The organism is Pseudoalteromonas sp. SWN29 (genome assembly GCF_015864465.1).
Classification (GTDB): domain Bacteria; phylum Pseudomonadota; class Gammaproteobacteria; order Enterobacterales; family Alteromonadaceae; genus Pseudoalteromonas.
In genome coordinates, this window is sequence record NZ_JADYXE010000012.1 from 61,730 (window position 1) to 79,301 (window position 17,572).

Sequence of the window (17,572 nt, forward strand, 5' to 3'; positions counted from 1 at the left end):
GGGTTTTTCAAACAAATGCTAAAAAGTTAAATTACTTCTTTTTAACTGCTTTTTTGTTTGGTAAGTCAGTGATCGAACCTTCAAAAATTTCAGCTGCAAGGCCGATTGATTCATTCAATGTAGGGTGAGCATGAATAGTAAGCGCTAAGTCTTCACCATCAGCACCCATTTCAATACCTAAACCGATTTCGCCAAGCATTTCGCCCGCGTTAATACCGATCATAGCACCACCGATTATACGGCCACTTTCTTTATCAAAGATAAGTTTAGTAGAACCTTCAGTACGAGATGATGCAATAGCACGACCAGAAGCTGCCCACGGGAATACCGCAGTTTCAATTTTTAGGCCTTGCTCTTTTGCTTCTTTCTCAGTAACACCTACCCAAGCGATTTCTGGGTCAGTATACGCAATCGAAGGAATACATTTAGGGTCGAAGAAATGCTTCTGACCAGAAATAACTTCTGCAGCAACATGACCTTCATGAACCGCTTTATGCGCAAGCATAGGCTGGCCAACTAAGTCACCAATTGCAAAAATATGGCTTACGTTAGTACGTAATTGCTTATCAACATTAATAAAGCCACGCTCATCAACGTTTACGCCCGCTTTTTCAGCATCAAGTAAGTTACCGTTTGGAGTACGGCCAACTGCAACAAGCACTTTGTCGTAACGTACAGGTTCTGCTGGTGCGTTTTTACCTTCAAACGTTACGTATAAGCCATCTTTTTTAGCTTCAACACCAACAACTTTAGTTGAAAGCATTACGTTGAATTTTTTGCTTACGTATTTTTGGTAAATTTTGATAATGTCTTTATCAGCTGCTGGAACTAATTGGTCAGCAAATTCTACAACATCAATTGCAGAACCTAGTGCACGGTAAACCGTACCCATTTCAAGACCGATAATACCACCACCAAGTACAAGTAGTTTTTCTGGTACATCTTTAAGCTCTAGCGCGCCAGTTGAATCAATTACACGGTCATCTTGTGGGATGAAAGGTAAGTTAACTGGTTTAGAACCTGCTGCAATAATCGCGTTATCAAACGTGATAGTTGTAGAGTCTTTCTCGCCTTCAACTACTAAAGTATTGCTGCCAGTGAATTTGCCGTAACCAGATACAACTTTCACTTTACGCATTTTAGCCATGCCCTCTAGTCCACCAGTTAACTGGCCAACTACAGAATCTTTCCAAGTACGAACTTGGTCAAGATCGATCTTTGGTGCGCCAAAAGTAACACCATGAGATGACATTTCAGCTGCATCATCAATCACTTTAGCTACGTGTAAAAGTGCTTTTGAAGGAATACAACCAACATTAAGACATACGCCGCCTAATGTTTCACGAGATTCTACCAATGTAACTTCTAAGCCCAAGTCAGCAGCGCGGAATGCCGCAGAGTAACCACCAGGACCACCGCCTAGTACAACAACTTGAGTTTTTAATTCGTTGCTCATGCTATTACCTTAATTGTTTGAACGGGACACTGCCCTAAAGTTTAACTGCCATGTTTCTGCAAGGCAGAAAGTGAGAGCAGATCACAAATTTGTGCAAAGATTGTATCATTGCAAATGGTAAAAATCCCAGCTAAAAACAACTGGCTGGGATTTGATTCTATTCATTGTCCAGCGATTACATCACCAATTGGCGAATATCGCTCATGTAACTTGCAAGAGTCACAGTAAAGCGTGCAGCTAAGGCTCCGTCAATAACCCTATGGTCGTATGACATAGACAGCGGAACCATTAGTTTTGGTTCAAACTCTTTGCCATTCCATTTAGGTTTCATTTCAGATTTAGACACACCTAAAATAGCCACTTCTGGTGCATTAACAATCGGCGTAAATGCCGTACCGCCAATACCGCCAAGGCTAGAAATAGTAAAACAACCACCTTGCATATCAGACGATGTAAGCTTCCCGTCACGTGCTTTAACAGATACTTCCATTAATTCGCGTGATAGTTCAATAATGCCTTTTTTATCAACATCTTTAAACACTGGTACAACTAAACCGTTTGGCGTATCAACTGCAACACCAATGTTAATGTACTTTTTAAGGATTAAGCTTTCGCCGTCCTCAGAAAGCGATGAGTTGAATTTTGGAAATTCAGCAAGTGCTTTTGCAGCTGCTTTCATTACAAACACAAGCGGCGTAATTTTAACACCCAGCTTTTTCTTCTCGCTAAGCACATTTTGCTCTTTACGGAATACTTCAAGGCTTGTGATATCAGCTTCGTCAAACTGTGTAACATGTGGGATTTGCACCCAGTTACGGTGTAAGTTTTTGCCTGATAGCTTTTGAATACGAGACAGCTTTTGCTCTTCAATTTCGCCAAACTTAGCAAAATCAACTTTAGGCCATGGAATAAGACCAAGCTCGCTACCACCAGCGCTACTACCTGCAGATAATTGACCCGACTCAACTTGCTTAACTAAGTTTTTAACGTAGTTTTGCACGTCTTCTTTAACTATACGGGCTTTGCGACCAGTGCCTCTAACATTAGCTAGGTTAATACCAAACTCACGCGCTAAACGGCGAACAACAGGTGATGCATGAGCATACGCGCTGTTTTCTGTGAAGCTTTCATTACTTGCTTTTGCTGGTGCCGCTTGAGCCGGTGCCGACTCGGTTTTAGCCGCAGCTGCAGGTGCTGATTTTTCAGCTGGTGCAGATACTGCTACTGGCGCGCTGCCTGCAACTTCAAATACAAAAATTAATGAGCCAGTCGATACTTTATCGCCAGCGGCTACTTTAATTTCTTTAACTGTACCGGCAAATGGAGCAGGTACTTCCATTGCAGCTTTGTCGCCTTCAACGTTTAAGATTGATTGATCTTCTTCAACCGTATCGCCAACTGCAACCATAATTTCAGTTACTTCAACTTCATCGCCACCAATATCAGGTACATTTACTTCTTTAGTACTTGGTGCTGCGTTTGCTGTTGAGCTAGCTGCTGGCGCTTCTACAGGAGCCGACTCTTTAGCCGGTGCTGCAGATTCACTTCCTGCTACTTCAAAAACAAACACTAATGAGCCTGTTTTAACTGTATCGCCAGCGGCGACTTTAATTTCTTTAACTATACCGGCAAATGGAGCGGGAACTTCCATTGCTGCCTTGTCGCCTTCCACGTTTAAGATAGATTGCTCTTCTGAAACGGTGTCGCCAACAGCAACCATGATTTCAGTTACTTCAACTTCATCATCGCCAATATCTGGTACGGTTACTTCTTTAGTTGAAGAACCTGTAGAAGCAGCAGGTGCTGCCTCTTCAGATTTAGCTGGAGCAGCGGCTGATGCTTTTTCTTCACCAGTGCTTTCACTCTCGCCTTCAAACAAAAATACTAAAGAGCCAGTTGTAACGGTGTCGCCAACGTTTACTTTAATTTCTTTAACTGTACCCGCTTGCGAAGCAGGTATTTCCATTGATGCTTTGTCGCCTTCAACATTTAATAATGATTGGTCCACATCTACTTTGTCGCCAACGCTTACTAATATTTCGGTTACTTCTACTTCATCGTCACCAATATCTGGTACTTTAATTTCAATACTCATTGCAAACCTCTTATGCGTACAGTGGGTTAAGTTTGTTAGTGTCGATGTTGAACTTTTTAAGTGCTTCAACAACTACTGACTTCTCAACTTCACCGCGTTTAGCAAGTTCAGATAACGTAGCAACAACAACGTAGCCCGCGTTAACTTCAAAGTGACGACGTAGGTTTTCACGGCTATCAGAACGACCGTAACCATCGGTACCTAACACTTTGTAGTTGCTGCTTGGAATGAATGAACGCGCTTGTTCTGCGTAGTTTTTCATGTAATCCGTTGCTGCAACAGTCACAGAGTCGTTTAATACGCTTGTGATGAATGCTGTTTTTTGCTCGCCTTCAGGATTAAGCATGTTGAAACGTTCAACATCTTGACCTTCACGCGTTAATTCGTTGAAAGACGTTACAGAGAACACGTCAGACGCAATGCCATACTCTTCGCTTAGAATCGTAGCGGCTTTACGCACTTCAGTCATAATAGTACCTGAGCTTAATAGCTGTACGTTGGCTTTTTTACCTTCGTAACTTTCAAGCTTGTAAATACCTTTACGGATACCTTCTTCAGCGCCTTCTGGCATAGCTGGCTGATGGTAGTTTTCGTTCATAAGCGTTAGGTAGTAGTAAATATTTTCTTGGTCATCACCGTACATACGACGAATACCGTCTTGTACAATAACAGCAACTTCAAACGCGTAAGTTGGGTCATATGAAATACAGTTAGGAACCGTATTAGCAAGAATATGACTGTGACCATCTTCGTGTTGCAAGCCTTCACCATTTAACGTTGTACGACCCGCAGTAGCACCTAATAAGAAACCACGTGCTTGTTGATCGCCCGCCATCCATGCCATGTCGCCAACGCGTTGGAAACCAAACATAGAGTAGTAAATGTAGAATGGGATCATTGGTAAATCGTTAGTGCTGTATGAAGTTGCAGCAGCAACCCATGACGACATTGCACCTAACTCATTAATACCTTCTTGAAGCACTTGCCCTGATACAGTTTCTTTGTAGTAAGAAACAATATCACGATCCTGTGGCGTATAGTTTTGGCCATGCGGATTGTAAATACCGATTTGACGGAATAAACCTTCCATACCAAATGTACGCGCTTCATCGGCAATAATTGGTACGATGTTTTTACCAATGCCTTTATCTTTTAATAAGATATTAAGTGCACGAACAAAACCCATAGTCGTAGAAATATCACGTTTTTGTTCTTCAAGTAGCGGCTTAAATGCGTCTACTTCTGGCAACGTAAGTTTTTCACTAAAACGTGGAATACGCTTAGGTGTATAACCTTTAAGTTCATCACGACGAGCATGTAGGTATTTATACTCAGGTGAACCTTCTTCAAGTTCTAAATAAGGTAGTTCTGCAAGTTGCTCTTCAGATACTAAATCATCAAGACCAAGGCGTGAACGTAAATGCGCAACATGCGACATGTCCATTTTTTTCACTTGGTGCGCAATGTTTTTACCTTCCGCTGCTTCACCCATGCCGTAACCTTTTACAGTTTTAGCAAGAATTACAGTTGGACGGCCTTTAGTGTCTTCTGCTTTTTTAAATGCAGCAAATAATTTTGATGACTCATGACCACCACGCTTAAGCGCGAAAATTTCGTCATCTGTCATGTCAGCAACAAGTGCAGCTGTTTCTGGGTAACGACCAAAGAAGTTTTCGCGTACGTACGCGCCATCTTTAGCTTTATATGTTTGGTAATCGCCATCAACAGTTTCGTTCATTAACTGTAGTAATTTACCCGTTGTGTCTTTAGCTAGAAGAATATCCCAACCGCTGCCCCACACTAGTTTAATTACGTTCCAGCCAGCGCCTTTAAACAAGCCTTCTAGCTCTTGAATAATTTTACCGTTACCCATAACTGGGCCGTCTAAACGCTGTAAGTTACAGTTAACTAAGTAACAAAGGTTATCTAATTTTTCACGTGCAGCAAAAGAGATTGCACCGCGTGATTCTGGCTCATCCATTTCACCGTCACCTAAAAACGCGTATACACGTTGGTTTTTAGTATCTTTTAAGCCACGACCATCTAAGTATTTTAAGAAGCGTGCTTGGTAAATAGACGAAATAGGACCTAAGCCCATTGATACCGTAGGGAACTGCCAAAATTCAGGCATTAACTTAGGGTGTGGGTACGATGGTAAGCCTTCGCCATCAACTTCTTGGCGGAAGTTATCTAGTTGTGCAGCAGATAAACGACCTTCAACAAATGCACGTGCATAAATACCAGGAGAAATATGACCTTGGTAATAAACTAAGTCACCACCGTCTACATCATTTGGTGCTTTAAAAAAGTGGTTAAAACACACTTCATAAAATGCAGCAGATGATTGGTAAGACGCCATATGGCCGCCTAAGTCGAGATCTTTTTTAGATGCACGTAGAACGATCATAATCGCGTTCCAACGTATAATTGAACGAATACGACGCTCAAGATTTACATCACCCGGGTAAGCAGGTTCTTGATCTACAGGAATAGTATTAACGTAGTTCGTGGTAATACCCGTTGGCATATCAACGCCGTCTAAACGGGCTTGCTCTAATACTTGCTCAAGTAAAAACTGAGCTCGTTCAACACCTTCTTCGCGCACAACTGATTCAAGAGCTTGTAACCACTCTTGTGTTTCTAGCGCGTCTACGTCAATTTTATTGACTTCAGACATATGGAGGTTTCCTTATGTTTAAAATACGAATATTGTTAATTTAATATCACAGCTACTTAATTTGTGTGTTCAAAGTAGTTATGTACTAACTTAATTTTGTTTAGTGCGTCTTAAACTACGTTCAATTCGCGAATGTTCTTTGCCTGCTTCAAGTAGTGCTTCTTCGATAAATGCTAAGTGCGCATTACTTGCTAAACGGGCTTGTTCTGGATTACCGTCAATAACGGCATCCATTAATAAACGCCTGTGCTCGGCTAACTGACTGCTAATATCTGACTTTTTTAATAAAACAGTTAAATTTTGCAATACATTTTGCTCAAGCAGCGCTTTCATGCCTCTTACTAAATGCAGTAACACCACATTATGCGAAGCTTCTGCCACGCTAAAGTGAAATGCATTAATTGCTTTTGCTTTTTGCTGTAAATCATCATTAACTAGGGCAATTTTATCAAAGCTTTCTTTCACTTTGCTAAAATCGTTGCTGGTCCCGCGCAGTGCCGCGTAGTAAGCAGCAATCCCTTCTAATGCATGACGAAATTCAAGTAAATCAAACTGCGACTCAGGGTGTTTACTAATCAAATCAAAAAGTGGATCAGTAAGCCCTTCTTCGAGCTGATTTTTTACAAACGTGCCGCCACCCTGGCGACGCGTAACTAAACCTTTCGCTTCTAATTTTTGAATTGCCTCACGCAGTGACGGGCGAGACACTTCAAATTGCTTTGCTAGTTCACGCTCTGGTGGCAACTTTTCACCTGGTGCTAACGAGCCTTCAAGAATCATGTTCTCGAGTTGCTGTAAAATAACATCAGATAACTTTGCTGCTTTGATCTTTAAAGACATGAATCAACGTCCGCGTTGTATAAATACCAAGAGCCCATAAAGCGGGGCTTTGAGTAGTATGATTTACCCAAAAGGTAAATTGGTCATACCAAAAATTTTCAATACGGTATCAAAAACCTTATTAGCTGTCAATTTACAGGTAACTTGAGCAATTAAAGTAGCGTAACGCATTTTGAACGAAGATTAAACAATGCGCAATTTACAAAAATTGTTATAACGTTAATAGGATGAAAACAACTGGTCTGACCAGAAAAATAGAGTGTTAACTCTAGTTGAATTTATTAAAGAAATTAATAACAGGATAAAAGTACCAAAGAAATAGCTGCAATTTACACACGATCAGTCCACTAAATATAAAACATAATACGCGCTATAAAATTTCGATCACGCAATATCGTAGCAGCGGGTTTACCCCGCGACATTTGGCAACTAATCTCCCAACCAAAAAAACACGATGCGCGATATAAAATCGCGACTACGCAATATCGTAGCAGCGGTTTTACCCCGCGACTATTGTGCAAGTAATTACCTAAACGTAAAACACAATGCGCGATGTAAAATCGCGACTACGCAATATCGTAGCAGCGGGTTTACCCCGCGACTATTGTGCAAGTAATTACCTAAACGTAAAACACAATGCGCGATGTAAAATCGCGACTACGCAATATCGTAGCAGCGGGTTTACCCCGCGACTATTGTGCAAGTAATTACCTAAACGTAAAACACAATGCGCGATGTAAAATCGCGGCTACGCAATATCGTAGCAGCGGGTTTACCCCGCGACTATTGTGCAAGTAATTACCTAAACGTAAAACACAATGCGCGATGTAAAATCGCAATTACGCAAATATCGTAGCAGCGGGTTTACCCCGCGATATTTGGCAACTAATCTCCCAACCGAAAAACACAATGCGCGATGTAAAATCGCGACTACGCAAATATCGTAGCAGCGGATTTACCCCGCGACATTTGACAACTAACCTCCCAACCACAAACCACAATGCGCGATATAAAATCGCGACTACGCAAATATCGTAGCAGCGGGTTTACCCCGCGACATTATAGCGATATTAACCGACCAATGACCCAACCACAAACCACAATGCGCGATGTAAAATCGCGACTACGATAGCCCGCCAAATAATGTCAGCAACGCTATAAGTACTAAGTAAAAAAGCACATTACGCTTAACCAGCTTAATCATACAAGTGGCTTCGTAGGTACAGCCGTAATAACGCTTTTCAACTTGCTCTGCAGCCAGCGCAGTACATGTTACTACTTCTCGGTTTGGAGATTTAAAGTTAAGTACGTAACGTAACCAACAGCTCGTGCCTTTATTAAAGTTACCTATTACTAAATAACCAAAGCTTGTAATACGCGCAGGTAACCAATCGAGCCAAAATAGGAGTTTATGTATAAGTTTAAAACGCTTAGCAAATATTACTTTATGATCTTCTCGTACTAAATCAGCTAAAGTACGTACCAGTGCATATAAAACCGCACCTGGAGCGCCTAAAACAACAAACCAAAAAATAACCGCACAGTAAAATCTAAAGTTCACCCACGCCAATGTTTGCCCAAAGGTTTCACCGTTTTCTTCGCCTTCAGTACGCTTTTGCCCTATTTGCAGCGCATATAATGATGCAGCAGTACCGTCATCTCGCGTTAACGCATTTAAATACGACTTATATAAAGCACGCTGCTTAGCACAACCAAAGCAAACCAAAAGCACCGCGATATTAATGCCCAACTGCCACAAAACAAAATCAGATAAACAATAAATTAGTGCCATAGCTATTACCGGGAGTAGTAGCCAAATTAAAAAGCCCGGTGCAGAGCTAAATAAGCCCTTATCACCAAGTAATTTATTAGAGCGATTTAAATAACCATTTGCGTAATAACTTATCTGCCAGTAATTAGACCGAGCCCCTAAGCGCTCTAGTATTAATGCAATTATTATAGAAACTAAAATCATGGGAATAACTCTCTTAACTTAGTTGTTCAAGCATATTAAAAAACAATGGCCAATTAAAGCTACTGCCGGGATCGGTTTTACGTCCAGGGGCAATATCGCAATGCCCCACAATACGCGAAGGGGTAATTTTTGGATAGCGCTGCATTATATGTTTACTAAGTGTAGTTAATGTTTTGTACTGCGCTAAAGAATATGGTGTGGTGTCGGTACCTTCAAGCTCAATGCCAATACTAAAGTCATTACAAGCAGGCACGCCCTCAAACTCAGATTGCCCAGCATGCCAAGCACGCTTTTCAAAAGGTACATATTGTATAACCTCACCGGTGCGCTTTACAAAGCAATGGGCCGATACACGTAACCCCTTTAAGTCGCTAAAGCTCGGGTGTGCGCTACAATCGACATTCCCCATAAATAACGCATCAACGAAAGGCGTTCCAAACTGCCCGGCTGGCAAAGATATATTGTGAATTACCAATAAAGAAATTTCAGCCTCAACAGGGCGCTCATCAAAATGCGAACAAGGCCGCTGCGCTACCGTAGTTAAAACACCGCTTAAATCTATTTTCATGATACGTTTATTATATAAATACCAAGATATACATAGCGCTGATGCTAAAGGATTTATTAAAAAAATGATAGTAACAAGCGAAGTATAAAACCTCTCCTACAAATAATTTAGCCCAACGCGTAGGTGCGAATTTACTTTGCGTTTATATTTAGATTGGCGAAAAGGCAATCGCTTCTCTTTCTTTTATAAACATAGTAAAATTTGCTTAATTTATTAACGCTTATGAGCATCCTATGTCTATTTCGCACTCCCTTATTACTCAGCTTGTTACTCTTGCACTTGACGAAGATTTAAATTATCAAACCGCGCAAGAAGGTGATATTACTGCGCAACTAATCCCACAAAACGAGCAAGCAAGCGCCAAAGTAATCACTCGAGAAGACTGTATTTTTTGCGGAAAAGACATCATCCTTGAAGTATTTGAACAAGTAGACCCAAGTGTTGAAGTTAATGTACTCATAAATGATGGCGACTCAGTTAAAGCAAACAGCACATTATTTACCGCTATTGGCTCGGCTCGTTCAATATTAACCGCCGAACGTACTGCACTTAACTTTGTGCAAACTTTATCAGGCACTGCAACTACTACAGCACATTATGTAAAAGAGTTAAGTGGTACAACAACGCAACTACTTGATACACGCAAAACCATACCAGGTCTGCGCGCTCTTCAAAAATACGCAGTAAAATGTGGCGGGGGTGCAAATCACCGAATTGGTTTATTTGACGCATTTTTAATTAAAGAAAATCATATAGCGGCTTGTGGCACAATAAACAAAGCCGTTGCTCAAGCTAAACAAAATCACCCAAACAAACCTGTCGAAGTAGAAGTAGAATCACTCCCAGAACTTAAGCAAGCAATTGAAGCTGGCGCCGACATAATTATGCTAGACAATTTTAGCGTAGAACAAATTAAGCAAGCCGTAATTTTAACCAATAAGCGCGCAAAATTAGAGGTTTCAGGCAATATGACCCTAGAAACGCTCAGAACTTATTCACAAGCAGGTGTCGATTTTATATCAAGCGGGGCATTAACAAAAAACTTACAATCAATCGATTTATCGATGCGTTTTGAGTGATTTTAAAGCAATAATGGGTAATTAATACCGCTAATTAATTGACAAGTTAAGTAAAAAAGCATTAAATAACCCAAAAGGCTTACTTTGTAACAAATTGTTAAATAACATCGCTTTTTTATAATATGATACGTGCTAAATACTAAAATAAAATGGTAGACTAGTTCTGTTGTACTATTTTATTTAAAAAGGTAGTCATAAATAATTAGTACTTTTAGTTTTTAAAGACATAATTAAAAACTAAAACAACTAAACTACTTACTTTATGCCTATACTATCTGTTGCTACAACATGTAGTGCACTTAGTAAACTTTTATAATTAGTACTAAACATAATGAATTCACATTCGGCTTTTGTGTTTCATACTCTAAAGCTAAAGTGTAATAAAATTAATTTTAAGTAAAACTGTAAAGTAAATCAGTTAAATTAAGTGAGGCATTTTGCCGCTTAAGTGATTTAAGTTACAAAAATCTATCCTTTAGGAGAGGAAACATGAAAACAATGACTCAAAAACAACAGGGTTTCACCCTAATTGAATTAATGATTGTTATCGCAATCATCGGTATTCTTGCTGCGATTGCTTTACCGCAATATCAAACTTACACTAAAAAAGCACGCTTCTCTGAGGTTGTACTTGCTGCATCATCAGCTAAGGGTTTAGTTGATGTTTGTTTTCAAACTCGTGGAGCCGGCGATTTGAAAAATTGTGATACACCTGCAAAAATTGGCTTAGATGAAGCAGGTGCTAAAGCAGGGACTCATGTTGCCTCTGTTGGCTTAACAGCTGAAACAGCTGTTGTAACGGCTACAGGTGCAACAACTGTAGATGGGAAAAAATATGAATTAACTCCGAAAGCAACAAATGGTACCCTAGTTTGGACTCAAGCTGGTGATTGTGTTGCTGCTGGTCTTTGTTAATTAAGTTTTAAATATGAGAAAAGCCAACGGCTTCTCTTTAATAGAGCTGATGATAGTTATCGCTATAATGGGGATATTAATATCATTAGCTCTACCTGCTTATAACAATCACTTTAAACGTTCTAAATTTACCGAGGTTGTTCTTGCTTCTAACGCACTTCAACGCCAAGTAGAGATTTGCTTTTATATTAAGCATGCTCTTAATGAATGTGATTCTTTTGAAAAAACAAGCTCTAAAAAATCGGACTATATAGCACCTAACTACATATCTGATATAGAAATATCCAACTCATCTGGTACTTATCAAATAAAATCAACTGCAACAAGTGAAGCATCTGTATCAAACTCTGGAGATACTTATATTATGACTGCAACGATAAACTCCAATCAGTTGCTATGGGAGGTTTCCCCCCTTAGTACATGTATCAATGAAGGGACTTGTTAAAAGCTAGCTCTTTGTTTTCTTTTGTTACATTTACAACACCTTTTTTTGTAATGACCCCACATATTGTTCCGCACTCTTTTTCAAAACTTGATTTTTCAAAAAACTCAAACATTTCAATTGGCGAAATTGAGCTCTTGATTTGACTTTCATAACTAGCTCTCAGCTCACTTCCAACTGCAGGTTCTTTAAATGTATAAAATTGCTCTTGGTTATCACCTTTCCTTGAATCGCTTTTAGTAACAGCAAAGTAAGAACCTTGCCATTTTATGATGTACGCGAGCCTTTGGCTGTCTATTTGCAACACTCCATAGGCTAAAGAGCTAAACTGAAGTAGCAAAATGACGCTAATATTAATTACATTTTCTTTAAATGATTTAATTGGTGAAAGTAACCATAAACTCAATAAAGGCCCTAGAATTAAGTCTAATGATAAAATGATTACAGCTAAACCAAATAAATCAGTTAATAAATAACGCCCATTATCAAACCAAACATTTATAATAAATAATCCAAGTAAGCATAATAAAATAACGCCTGTAATAAAGTGTATACCTGACCACTTTAATTTTTTATTAATATTTTTAGAAAACACTTTAAATTCTCCGTAATTTATTTAGTACTAAAAGTAGCTGCATCAATTGTTTAAGTTCAACTTTGTAGCTATTATATATTATTCGATTAAATCTTATACCTCATACTTATATTCAGGATCATAATGGCTAAACAACAAGAAAAAAAAGGGCAAGATACCTTTGTATGGGTTGGAGTAAGTGCAAGAGGCAAAAAACTTGAAGGCGAGCTTACAGGAAATAGTATTGCTCTTGTAAAAGCTCAACTTAGAAAACAAGGTATTACACCATCAAAAGTAAAACGGAAACCTAAACCTCTTTTTGGAACTCGCCTTCAAAAAATAACCCCCAAAGATATTGCAATGGTCACAAGGCAAATTGCAACTATGCTCATGGCTGGCGTGCCATTAATCCAATCAATAGAAATGATTGGTACTGGAGCAACAAATAAAAGTCTCGGTAAATTAATGGAAACTATTGCTGATGAAGTAAAAGCAGGCCAACCTTTATCTACAGCGCTTAGAAAACATCCTCGTTATTTTGATGATTTATACTGTGACTTAGTTGCCTCTGGCGAGCAATCAGGCGCACTTGATAAAATATTTGATCGTGTCGCTTTGTACAAAGAAAAATCAGAAGCTTTAAAATCGAAAATTAAAAAAGCAATGTTCTACCCTATAGCTGTATTAGTCATAGCACTAATTGTTACATCCATATTATTAATTTTTGTTGTTCCACAATTCCAAGATATTTTTGCTGGTTTTGGAGCTGAGTTACCTGCATTTACTCTACTCGTGATTGCAATATCTGAATTCATGCAAGAATATTGGTGGGTAATTGCATTAATTATTGCTGCGTTTGGTTATGGCTATAAAGAAGCACTGCTGAAAAGCCAAAAATTAAGAGATGCAACTGATCGATTAATACTTAAACTCCCTGTTATCGGTATGATTTTAAATAAAGCAGCCGTTGCTCGCTATGCGCGAACGCTTTCGACTACGTTCGCCGCTGGTGTTCCATTAGTTGATGCACTTGATTCTGCTGCCGGTGCTTCAGGTAATGCTGTTTATCGTTACGCTATTTTAGATATAAAACTCGAGGTTAGCTCTGGTAATCAGATGAACTGGGCAATGCGTAACTCAAAAATATTTCCTGATATGGTAATACAGATGGTCGCGATTGGTGAGGAGTCTGGCTCATTAGATAGCATGCTCGCAAAAGTAGCCACTATTTACGAGCAAGAAGTTGATGATGCAGTAGATGGCCTATCGAGCCTGCTTGAGCCACTTATTATGGCCGTACTCGGTGTACTTGTTGGTGGTTTGATTATTGCAATGTACTTACCTATTTTCCAATTAGGTTCTGTAATTTAATTACCAAAAATAATAATTTACAGGAAATAAAAGAGAAGCTTACTTTTTTGATAAGGTATAGCTATTAATGTTTTCTCATTTACTCTCTTTCAATTCTCTTTGTGATAATAATTTCACTTAATTTTTAGAACAGTATTCAGGTAGTATGATGCAAAGTATTATAGAAGTAATGCAAAGCCAACTGTGGTTTTACTTAACCACAATTGGCTTAATGAGTTTATGTATTGGTAGCTTTTTAAATGTAGTTATTTACCGCTTACCGTTAATGATGCAGCGCGAGTGGCAAAGTGAATGCAGACTACTGTTAGTAGATGAACTTACAGGGAATAAATCTAAACAAGCCAATATCAACGAGCCTTTTAACTTAGTAAAACCCAACTCTACCTGCCCTAAATGTAAAACAGCCATTAAGCCTTGGCAGAATATTCCTATAATTAGTTGGTTAATATTAAAAGGTAAATGCGCAAGTTGCAATAATCCTATTTCGGCCCGATATCCTGCTGTAGAGCTAATTACTGCCGTATTAAGTTTAATTGTTGCCTATAGCTTTGGTGCGACCGAGCAAGCCCTTTTATATATTTTTGTAACGTGGATTTTAGTAGCACTAACCTTTATTGATATTGACCATATGTTACTGCCAGATCAACTTACACTTCCGCTTTTGTGGCTTGCACTTATTGCCTCGGTATTAGGTTACACAATTACACCTACTGATGCCATTATTGGTGCGGCTTGCGGTTATTTAAGCTTATGGAGCGTATTTTGGTTATTTAAGTTATTAACCGGTAAAGAGGGCATGGGCTATGGCGACTTTAAACTGCTTGCTGTATTTGGGGCGTTACTTGGCTGGCAGTCCCTGCTTACTATTATTCTGCTTTCGAGCGTAGTAGGTGCCATTATTGGTATTGCACTGTTGAGTATTCAAGGTAAAGACAAAGCGACCCCTATCCCTTTTGGGCCTTATTTAGCGATAGCTGGATGGATTGCAATGCTTTGGGGCAACCAAATTCAAGGCGCTTATTTTAATTTAATTGGTTATTAAAGTGAGTGAGCAAATTACTAAAGTAAACAGCTGGGTATTAGGTTTAACAGGCGGTATTGGCTGTGGTAAAACAGCCGTTAGTAATATGTTTGAAGAGCTTGGTATTACAATAGTTGATGCTGATATAATTGCGCGTCAAGTAGTAGAGCCAAACAGCAAAGGTCTAAAAGCGATTACCCAACACTTTGGTGAACATGTTTTATTGCCTGATGGCACATTAAATAGAGCAGAGCTTCGCGCAAAAATATTTACTAACAACAATGACAAAGAATGGCTTAATGCGTTACTGCACCCTCTTATACGGATAAAAATACTAAACGATTTAAATAATGCAACTAGCCCTTATGCTGTTTTAGTCGCGCCATTATTGTTTGAGAATAACCTTGATAAGTATTGCGACCATACCTTACTTATTGACGTGCCAACCTCTGTTCAAATAGCGCGTACAGCAAAACGTGATAACACAAGTATTGAGCAAGTTAAAAGTATTATTGCCTCGCAAATGTCACGTGCCGATAAACAGCAAAAAGCGGATGATATTTTAAATAACGACCGTAGTTTAAACCTAGTGCATATAGAACTTGTTGATCTACATAAAAAGTATCTACAATATGCATTACACAACAAAACTAACTCACATTAACACTGTCCTAACTCACACAAACTCGTATTTTAGTTAGTAAAATCACAACAAAGAATGAAAGGTGATGTAATCCCCTTCTTTTTTCTGATAAATTGCTTACTATTGAAGGAATAAAACAGGTGCGCAATGAATATTAACTCACCGTTATTGAGAAAATTTATAACCCTTGGCCGCATTGATGCCGACACGGTTAAAAACAAACAAAATGAATTTGCCTCAACAGCTGAGCTTATTTCTAAATGTGGAAAAATCGATAGTAATGATCTAGCTGCACAATGTATCGATTTGTTTCGCGTACCCTATTTTGATTTAAAAGATTTTGATCCTACAAAAATCCCGGCCGATCTTGTAAAAGAAAAACTTATTCGCAAGCATCACATTTTGCCGCTTGTTCAAAAAGATCGAAAAGTTTATATAGCAGCATCCGATCCTACAGATTACGGCGCATTCGAAAACTTTGAATTTAGTACCGGTCTCTCATGCGAAGTTGTTGTTGTTGATTATGTTCAACTCGATGCCAAAATTGAGCAATTACTAGATGCCGCTGGCAGTTTAAATTTAACCGATGACGAATTTCAAGAATTTGCTGATTTAGATACAGAAAGCCAAAAAGATACAACCCAGCAAGATGACGATAAAGATGATGCGCCTATCATCGTATACATCAACAAAATTTTAATGGATGCCATTAAGAAAGGCGCCTCTGATTTACACTTTGAACCTTACGAGCACAAGTACCGTATTCGTTTTCGCATTGATGGCATTTTGCATGAAGTGGCAAGCCCACCTAATACATTAGCTACCAAGCTTTCTGCGCGAATTAAGGTTATGTCACGACTCGATATTGCCGAAAAACGCAAACCACAAGATGGTCGTATAAAGCTAAAAATTACTGAACGCAAAAGTATCGATTTTCGTGTGAGTACTATGCCTACCTTGTGGGGCGAAAAAATAGTAATGCGTATCCTTGATTCATCAAGCGCCATGTTAGGTATTGATGTATTAGGTTACGAGCCTGAGCAGAAAAAGCTCTATATGGATGCGCTTGCCCAGCCTCAAGGGATGATATTGGTAACCGGGCCAACGGGTTCTGGTAAAACAGTATCGCTATACACAGGTTTAAATATACTGAATCAGCCAGAGCGAAATATTAGTACTGCGGAAGATCCGGTTGAGATTAACCTTGAAGGTGTAAACCAAGTACAAATTAATATTAAAGCCGATATGACTTTTGCCAACGCACTGCGTGCATTTTTACGTCAAGATCCTGATGTAGTTATGGTAGGTGAAATACGTGACCTAGAAACCGCAGAAATATCAATAAAAGCGGCGCAAACAGGTCACTTGGTTTTATCAACATTGCATACAAACTCAGCGCCTGAAACAATTACCCGTTTATTAAATATGGGTGTACCTGCATATAATGTAGCAAGTTCTATCAGCTTAATTATAGCCCAGCGTTTAGCACGTCGTTTATGCCCTAAATGTAAAACGCCAGAACAACTTCCGAGTGAAGAACTAGCTCGCCAAGGATTCAGTACAAAGCAAATTGAAGAAATGACGTTGTATACTCCTAAAGGATGCGATAGCTGTACCGATGGTTATAAAGGCCGAGTGGGTATTTACGAAGTAATGCAAATTACCCCTGAAATTGCCCAAATTATTATGCGCGGTGGTAACTCGCTTGAAATAGCTGACGTATCCCTTAAAGCCGGGTTTAATAATTTACGTTTATCAGGTTTACGCAAAGCAGCCGATGGCCTTACGTCCCTTGGTGAAATTAATCGCGTAACTAATTTTTAAAAGCCCATAGCAATGGCTACAAGGTTCTGAACACCAAGTTCAGAGCCTTACTTATATCTAGAGACTTATACCTAGAGACTCATATCTAAGTA

General features: G+C 39.2%; 14 protein-coding genes. 7 read left to right on the plus strand and 7 right to left on the minus strand.

Annotation, left to right across the window (positions count from 1 at the left end; all coding sequences use genetic code 11):
* Nucleotides 1-31: 31 nt before the first annotated feature.
* The 6 genes from lpdA to ampD form a co-directional block, all read right to left on the minus strand.
* Nucleotides 32-1,456 (minus strand): dihydrolipoyl dehydrogenase, encoded by a 1,425-nt coding sequence (gene lpdA, locus I6F53_RS06575; protein ID WP_007586124.1) that lies wholly within the window; start codon nucleotides 1,454-1,456, stop codon nucleotides 32-34.
* Nucleotides 1,457-1,631: 175 nt separating this feature from the next.
* Nucleotides 1,632-3,551: a pyruvate dehydrogenase complex dihydrolipoyllysine-residue acetyltransferase gene (aceF, locus tag I6F53_RS06580; RefSeq protein ID WP_197238958.1), complete on the minus strand. Its 1,920-nt coding sequence runs from the start codon at nucleotides 3,549-3,551 to the stop codon at nucleotides 1,632-1,634.
* 10 nt (nucleotides 3,552-3,561) lie between these two features.
* Entirely contained in the window at nucleotides 3,562-6,228 is a 2,667-nt protein-coding gene (gene aceE, locus I6F53_RS06585; RefSeq protein ID WP_010553346.1) for a pyruvate dehydrogenase (acetyl-transferring), homodimeric type, read from the minus strand.
* Between the two features lie 90 nt (nucleotides 6,229-6,318).
* Nucleotides 6,319-7,068, minus strand: coding sequence for a pyruvate dehydrogenase complex transcriptional repressor PdhR (gene pdhR / locus I6F53_RS06590; protein ID WP_008170672.1), 750 nt, complete (start codon nucleotides 7,066-7,068; stop codon nucleotides 6,319-6,321).
* Nucleotides 7,069-8,191: 1,123 nt separating this feature from the next.
* Nucleotides 8,192-9,043, minus strand: a complete 852-nt coding sequence (gene ampE / locus I6F53_RS06595) for a beta-lactamase regulator AmpE (RefSeq protein WP_165740943.1) — start codon at nucleotides 9,041-9,043, stop codon at nucleotides 8,192-8,194.
* A 13-nt stretch (nucleotides 9,044-9,056) separates the two neighbouring features.
* Nucleotides 9,057-9,611: a 1,6-anhydro-N-acetylmuramyl-L-alanine amidase AmpD gene (gene ampD / locus I6F53_RS06600; protein WP_197238959.1), complete on the minus strand. Its 555-nt coding sequence runs from the start codon at nucleotides 9,609-9,611 to the stop codon at nucleotides 9,057-9,059.
* Between the two features lie 233 nt (nucleotides 9,612-9,844).
* Here ampD and nadC point away from each other — a divergent pair, with 233 nt between their 5' ends.
* The 3 genes from nadC to I6F53_RS20765 all read left to right on the plus strand — a co-directional run bounded on the left by nadC (nucleotide 9,845) and on the right by I6F53_RS20765 (nucleotide 12,050).
* The gene (gene nadC / locus I6F53_RS06605; protein WP_197238960.1) at nucleotides 9,845-10,690 is read left to right on the plus strand and encodes a carboxylating nicotinate-nucleotide diphosphorylase; all 846 of its coding nucleotides are present in this window, start codon (nucleotides 9,845-9,847) and stop codon (nucleotides 10,688-10,690) included.
* A 489-nt stretch (nucleotides 10,691-11,179) separates the two neighbouring features.
* The gene (locus I6F53_RS06610) at nucleotides 11,180-11,605 is read left to right on the plus strand and encodes a pilin (RefSeq protein ID WP_197238962.1); all 426 of its coding nucleotides are present in this window, start codon (nucleotides 11,180-11,182) and stop codon (nucleotides 11,603-11,605) included.
* 13 nt (nucleotides 11,606-11,618) lie between these two features.
* Complete coding sequence (locus tag I6F53_RS20765; RefSeq protein WP_197238963.1) at nucleotides 11,619-12,050, plus strand: pilin; 432 nt, start codon at nucleotides 11,619-11,621, stop codon at nucleotides 12,048-12,050.
* Here I6F53_RS20765 and I6F53_RS06620 read toward each other — a convergent pair.
* The gene (locus I6F53_RS06620; RefSeq protein WP_197238964.1) at nucleotides 12,031-12,642 is read right to left on the minus strand and encodes a fimbrial assembly protein; all 612 of its coding nucleotides are present in this window, start codon (nucleotides 12,640-12,642) and stop codon (nucleotides 12,031-12,033) included. The two genes, I6F53_RS20765 and I6F53_RS06620, sit on opposite strands and share 20 nt — an antisense overlap.
* Nucleotides 12,643-12,765: 123 nt before the next feature.
* On the opposite strand from I6F53_RS06620, the gene I6F53_RS06625 reads away from it, so the two are divergent.
* From I6F53_RS06625 to pilB, 4 genes are all read left to right on the plus strand, one after another.
* Nucleotides 12,766-13,992, plus strand: coding sequence for a type II secretion system F family protein (locus I6F53_RS06625; RefSeq protein WP_197238966.1), 1,227 nt, complete (start codon nucleotides 12,766-12,768; stop codon nucleotides 13,990-13,992).
* 148 nt (nucleotides 13,993-14,140) lie between these two features.
* Nucleotides 14,141-15,034 carry a prepilin peptidase gene (locus tag I6F53_RS06630; protein ID WP_197238967.1) on the plus strand — a complete coding sequence of 298 codons (894 nt, stop codon included), beginning with the start codon at nucleotides 14,141-14,143 and terminating at the stop codon, nucleotides 15,032-15,034.
* A gap of 1 nt (nucleotide 15,035) precedes the next feature.
* Nucleotides 15,036-15,677, plus strand: coding sequence for a dephospho-CoA kinase (gene coaE, locus I6F53_RS06635; protein WP_197238969.1), 642 nt, complete (start codon nucleotides 15,036-15,038; stop codon nucleotides 15,675-15,677).
* 126 nt (nucleotides 15,678-15,803) lie between these two features.
* Nucleotides 15,804-17,480, plus strand: a complete 1,677-nt coding sequence (pilB, locus tag I6F53_RS06640; RefSeq protein ID WP_197238970.1) for a type IV-A pilus assembly ATPase PilB — start codon at nucleotides 15,804-15,806, stop codon at nucleotides 17,478-17,480.
* Nucleotides 17,481-17,572 lie beyond the last annotated feature (92 nt).

Excerpts from the sequence above, each read along its gene's own strand:
- lpdA (WP_007586124.1), bottom strand. The coding sequence starts at position 1,456 with ATGAGCAACGAATTAAAAACTCAAGTTGTTGTACTAGGCGGTGGTCCT.
- aceF (WP_197238958.1), bottom strand. The coding sequence starts at position 3,551 with ATGAGTATTGAAATTAAAGTACCAGATATTGGTGACGATGAAGTAGAA.
- aceE (WP_010553346.1), bottom strand. The coding sequence starts at position 6,228 with ATGTCTGAAGTCAATAAAATTGACGTAGACGCGCTAGAAACACAAGAG.
- pdhR (WP_008170672.1), bottom strand. The coding sequence starts at position 7,068 with ATGTCTTTAAAGATCAAAGCAGCAAAGTTATCTGATGTTATTTTACAG.
- ampE (WP_165740943.1), bottom strand. The coding sequence starts at position 9,043 with ATGATTTTAGTTTCTATAATAATTGCATTAATACTAGAGCGCTTAGGG.
- ampD (WP_197238959.1), bottom strand. The coding sequence starts at position 9,611 with ATGAAAATAGATTTAAGCGGTGTTTTAACTACGGTAGCGCAGCGGCCT.
- nadC (WP_197238960.1), top strand. The coding sequence starts at position 9,845 with ATGTCTATTTCGCACTCCCTTATTACTCAGCTTGTTACTCTTGCACTT.
- I6F53_RS06610 (WP_197238962.1), top strand. The coding sequence starts at position 11,180 with ATGAAAACAATGACTCAAAAACAACAGGGTTTCACCCTAATTGAATTA.
- I6F53_RS20765 (WP_197238963.1), top strand. The coding sequence starts at position 11,619 with ATGAGAAAAGCCAACGGCTTCTCTTTAATAGAGCTGATGATAGTTATC.
- I6F53_RS06625 (WP_197238966.1), top strand. The coding sequence starts at position 12,766 with ATGGCTAAACAACAAGAAAAAAAAGGGCAAGATACCTTTGTATGGGTT.
- I6F53_RS06630 (WP_197238967.1), top strand. The coding sequence starts at position 14,141 with ATGCAAAGTATTATAGAAGTAATGCAAAGCCAACTGTGGTTTTACTTA.
- pilB (WP_197238970.1), top strand. The coding sequence starts at position 15,804 with ATGAATATTAACTCACCGTTATTGAGAAAATTTATAACCCTTGGCCGC.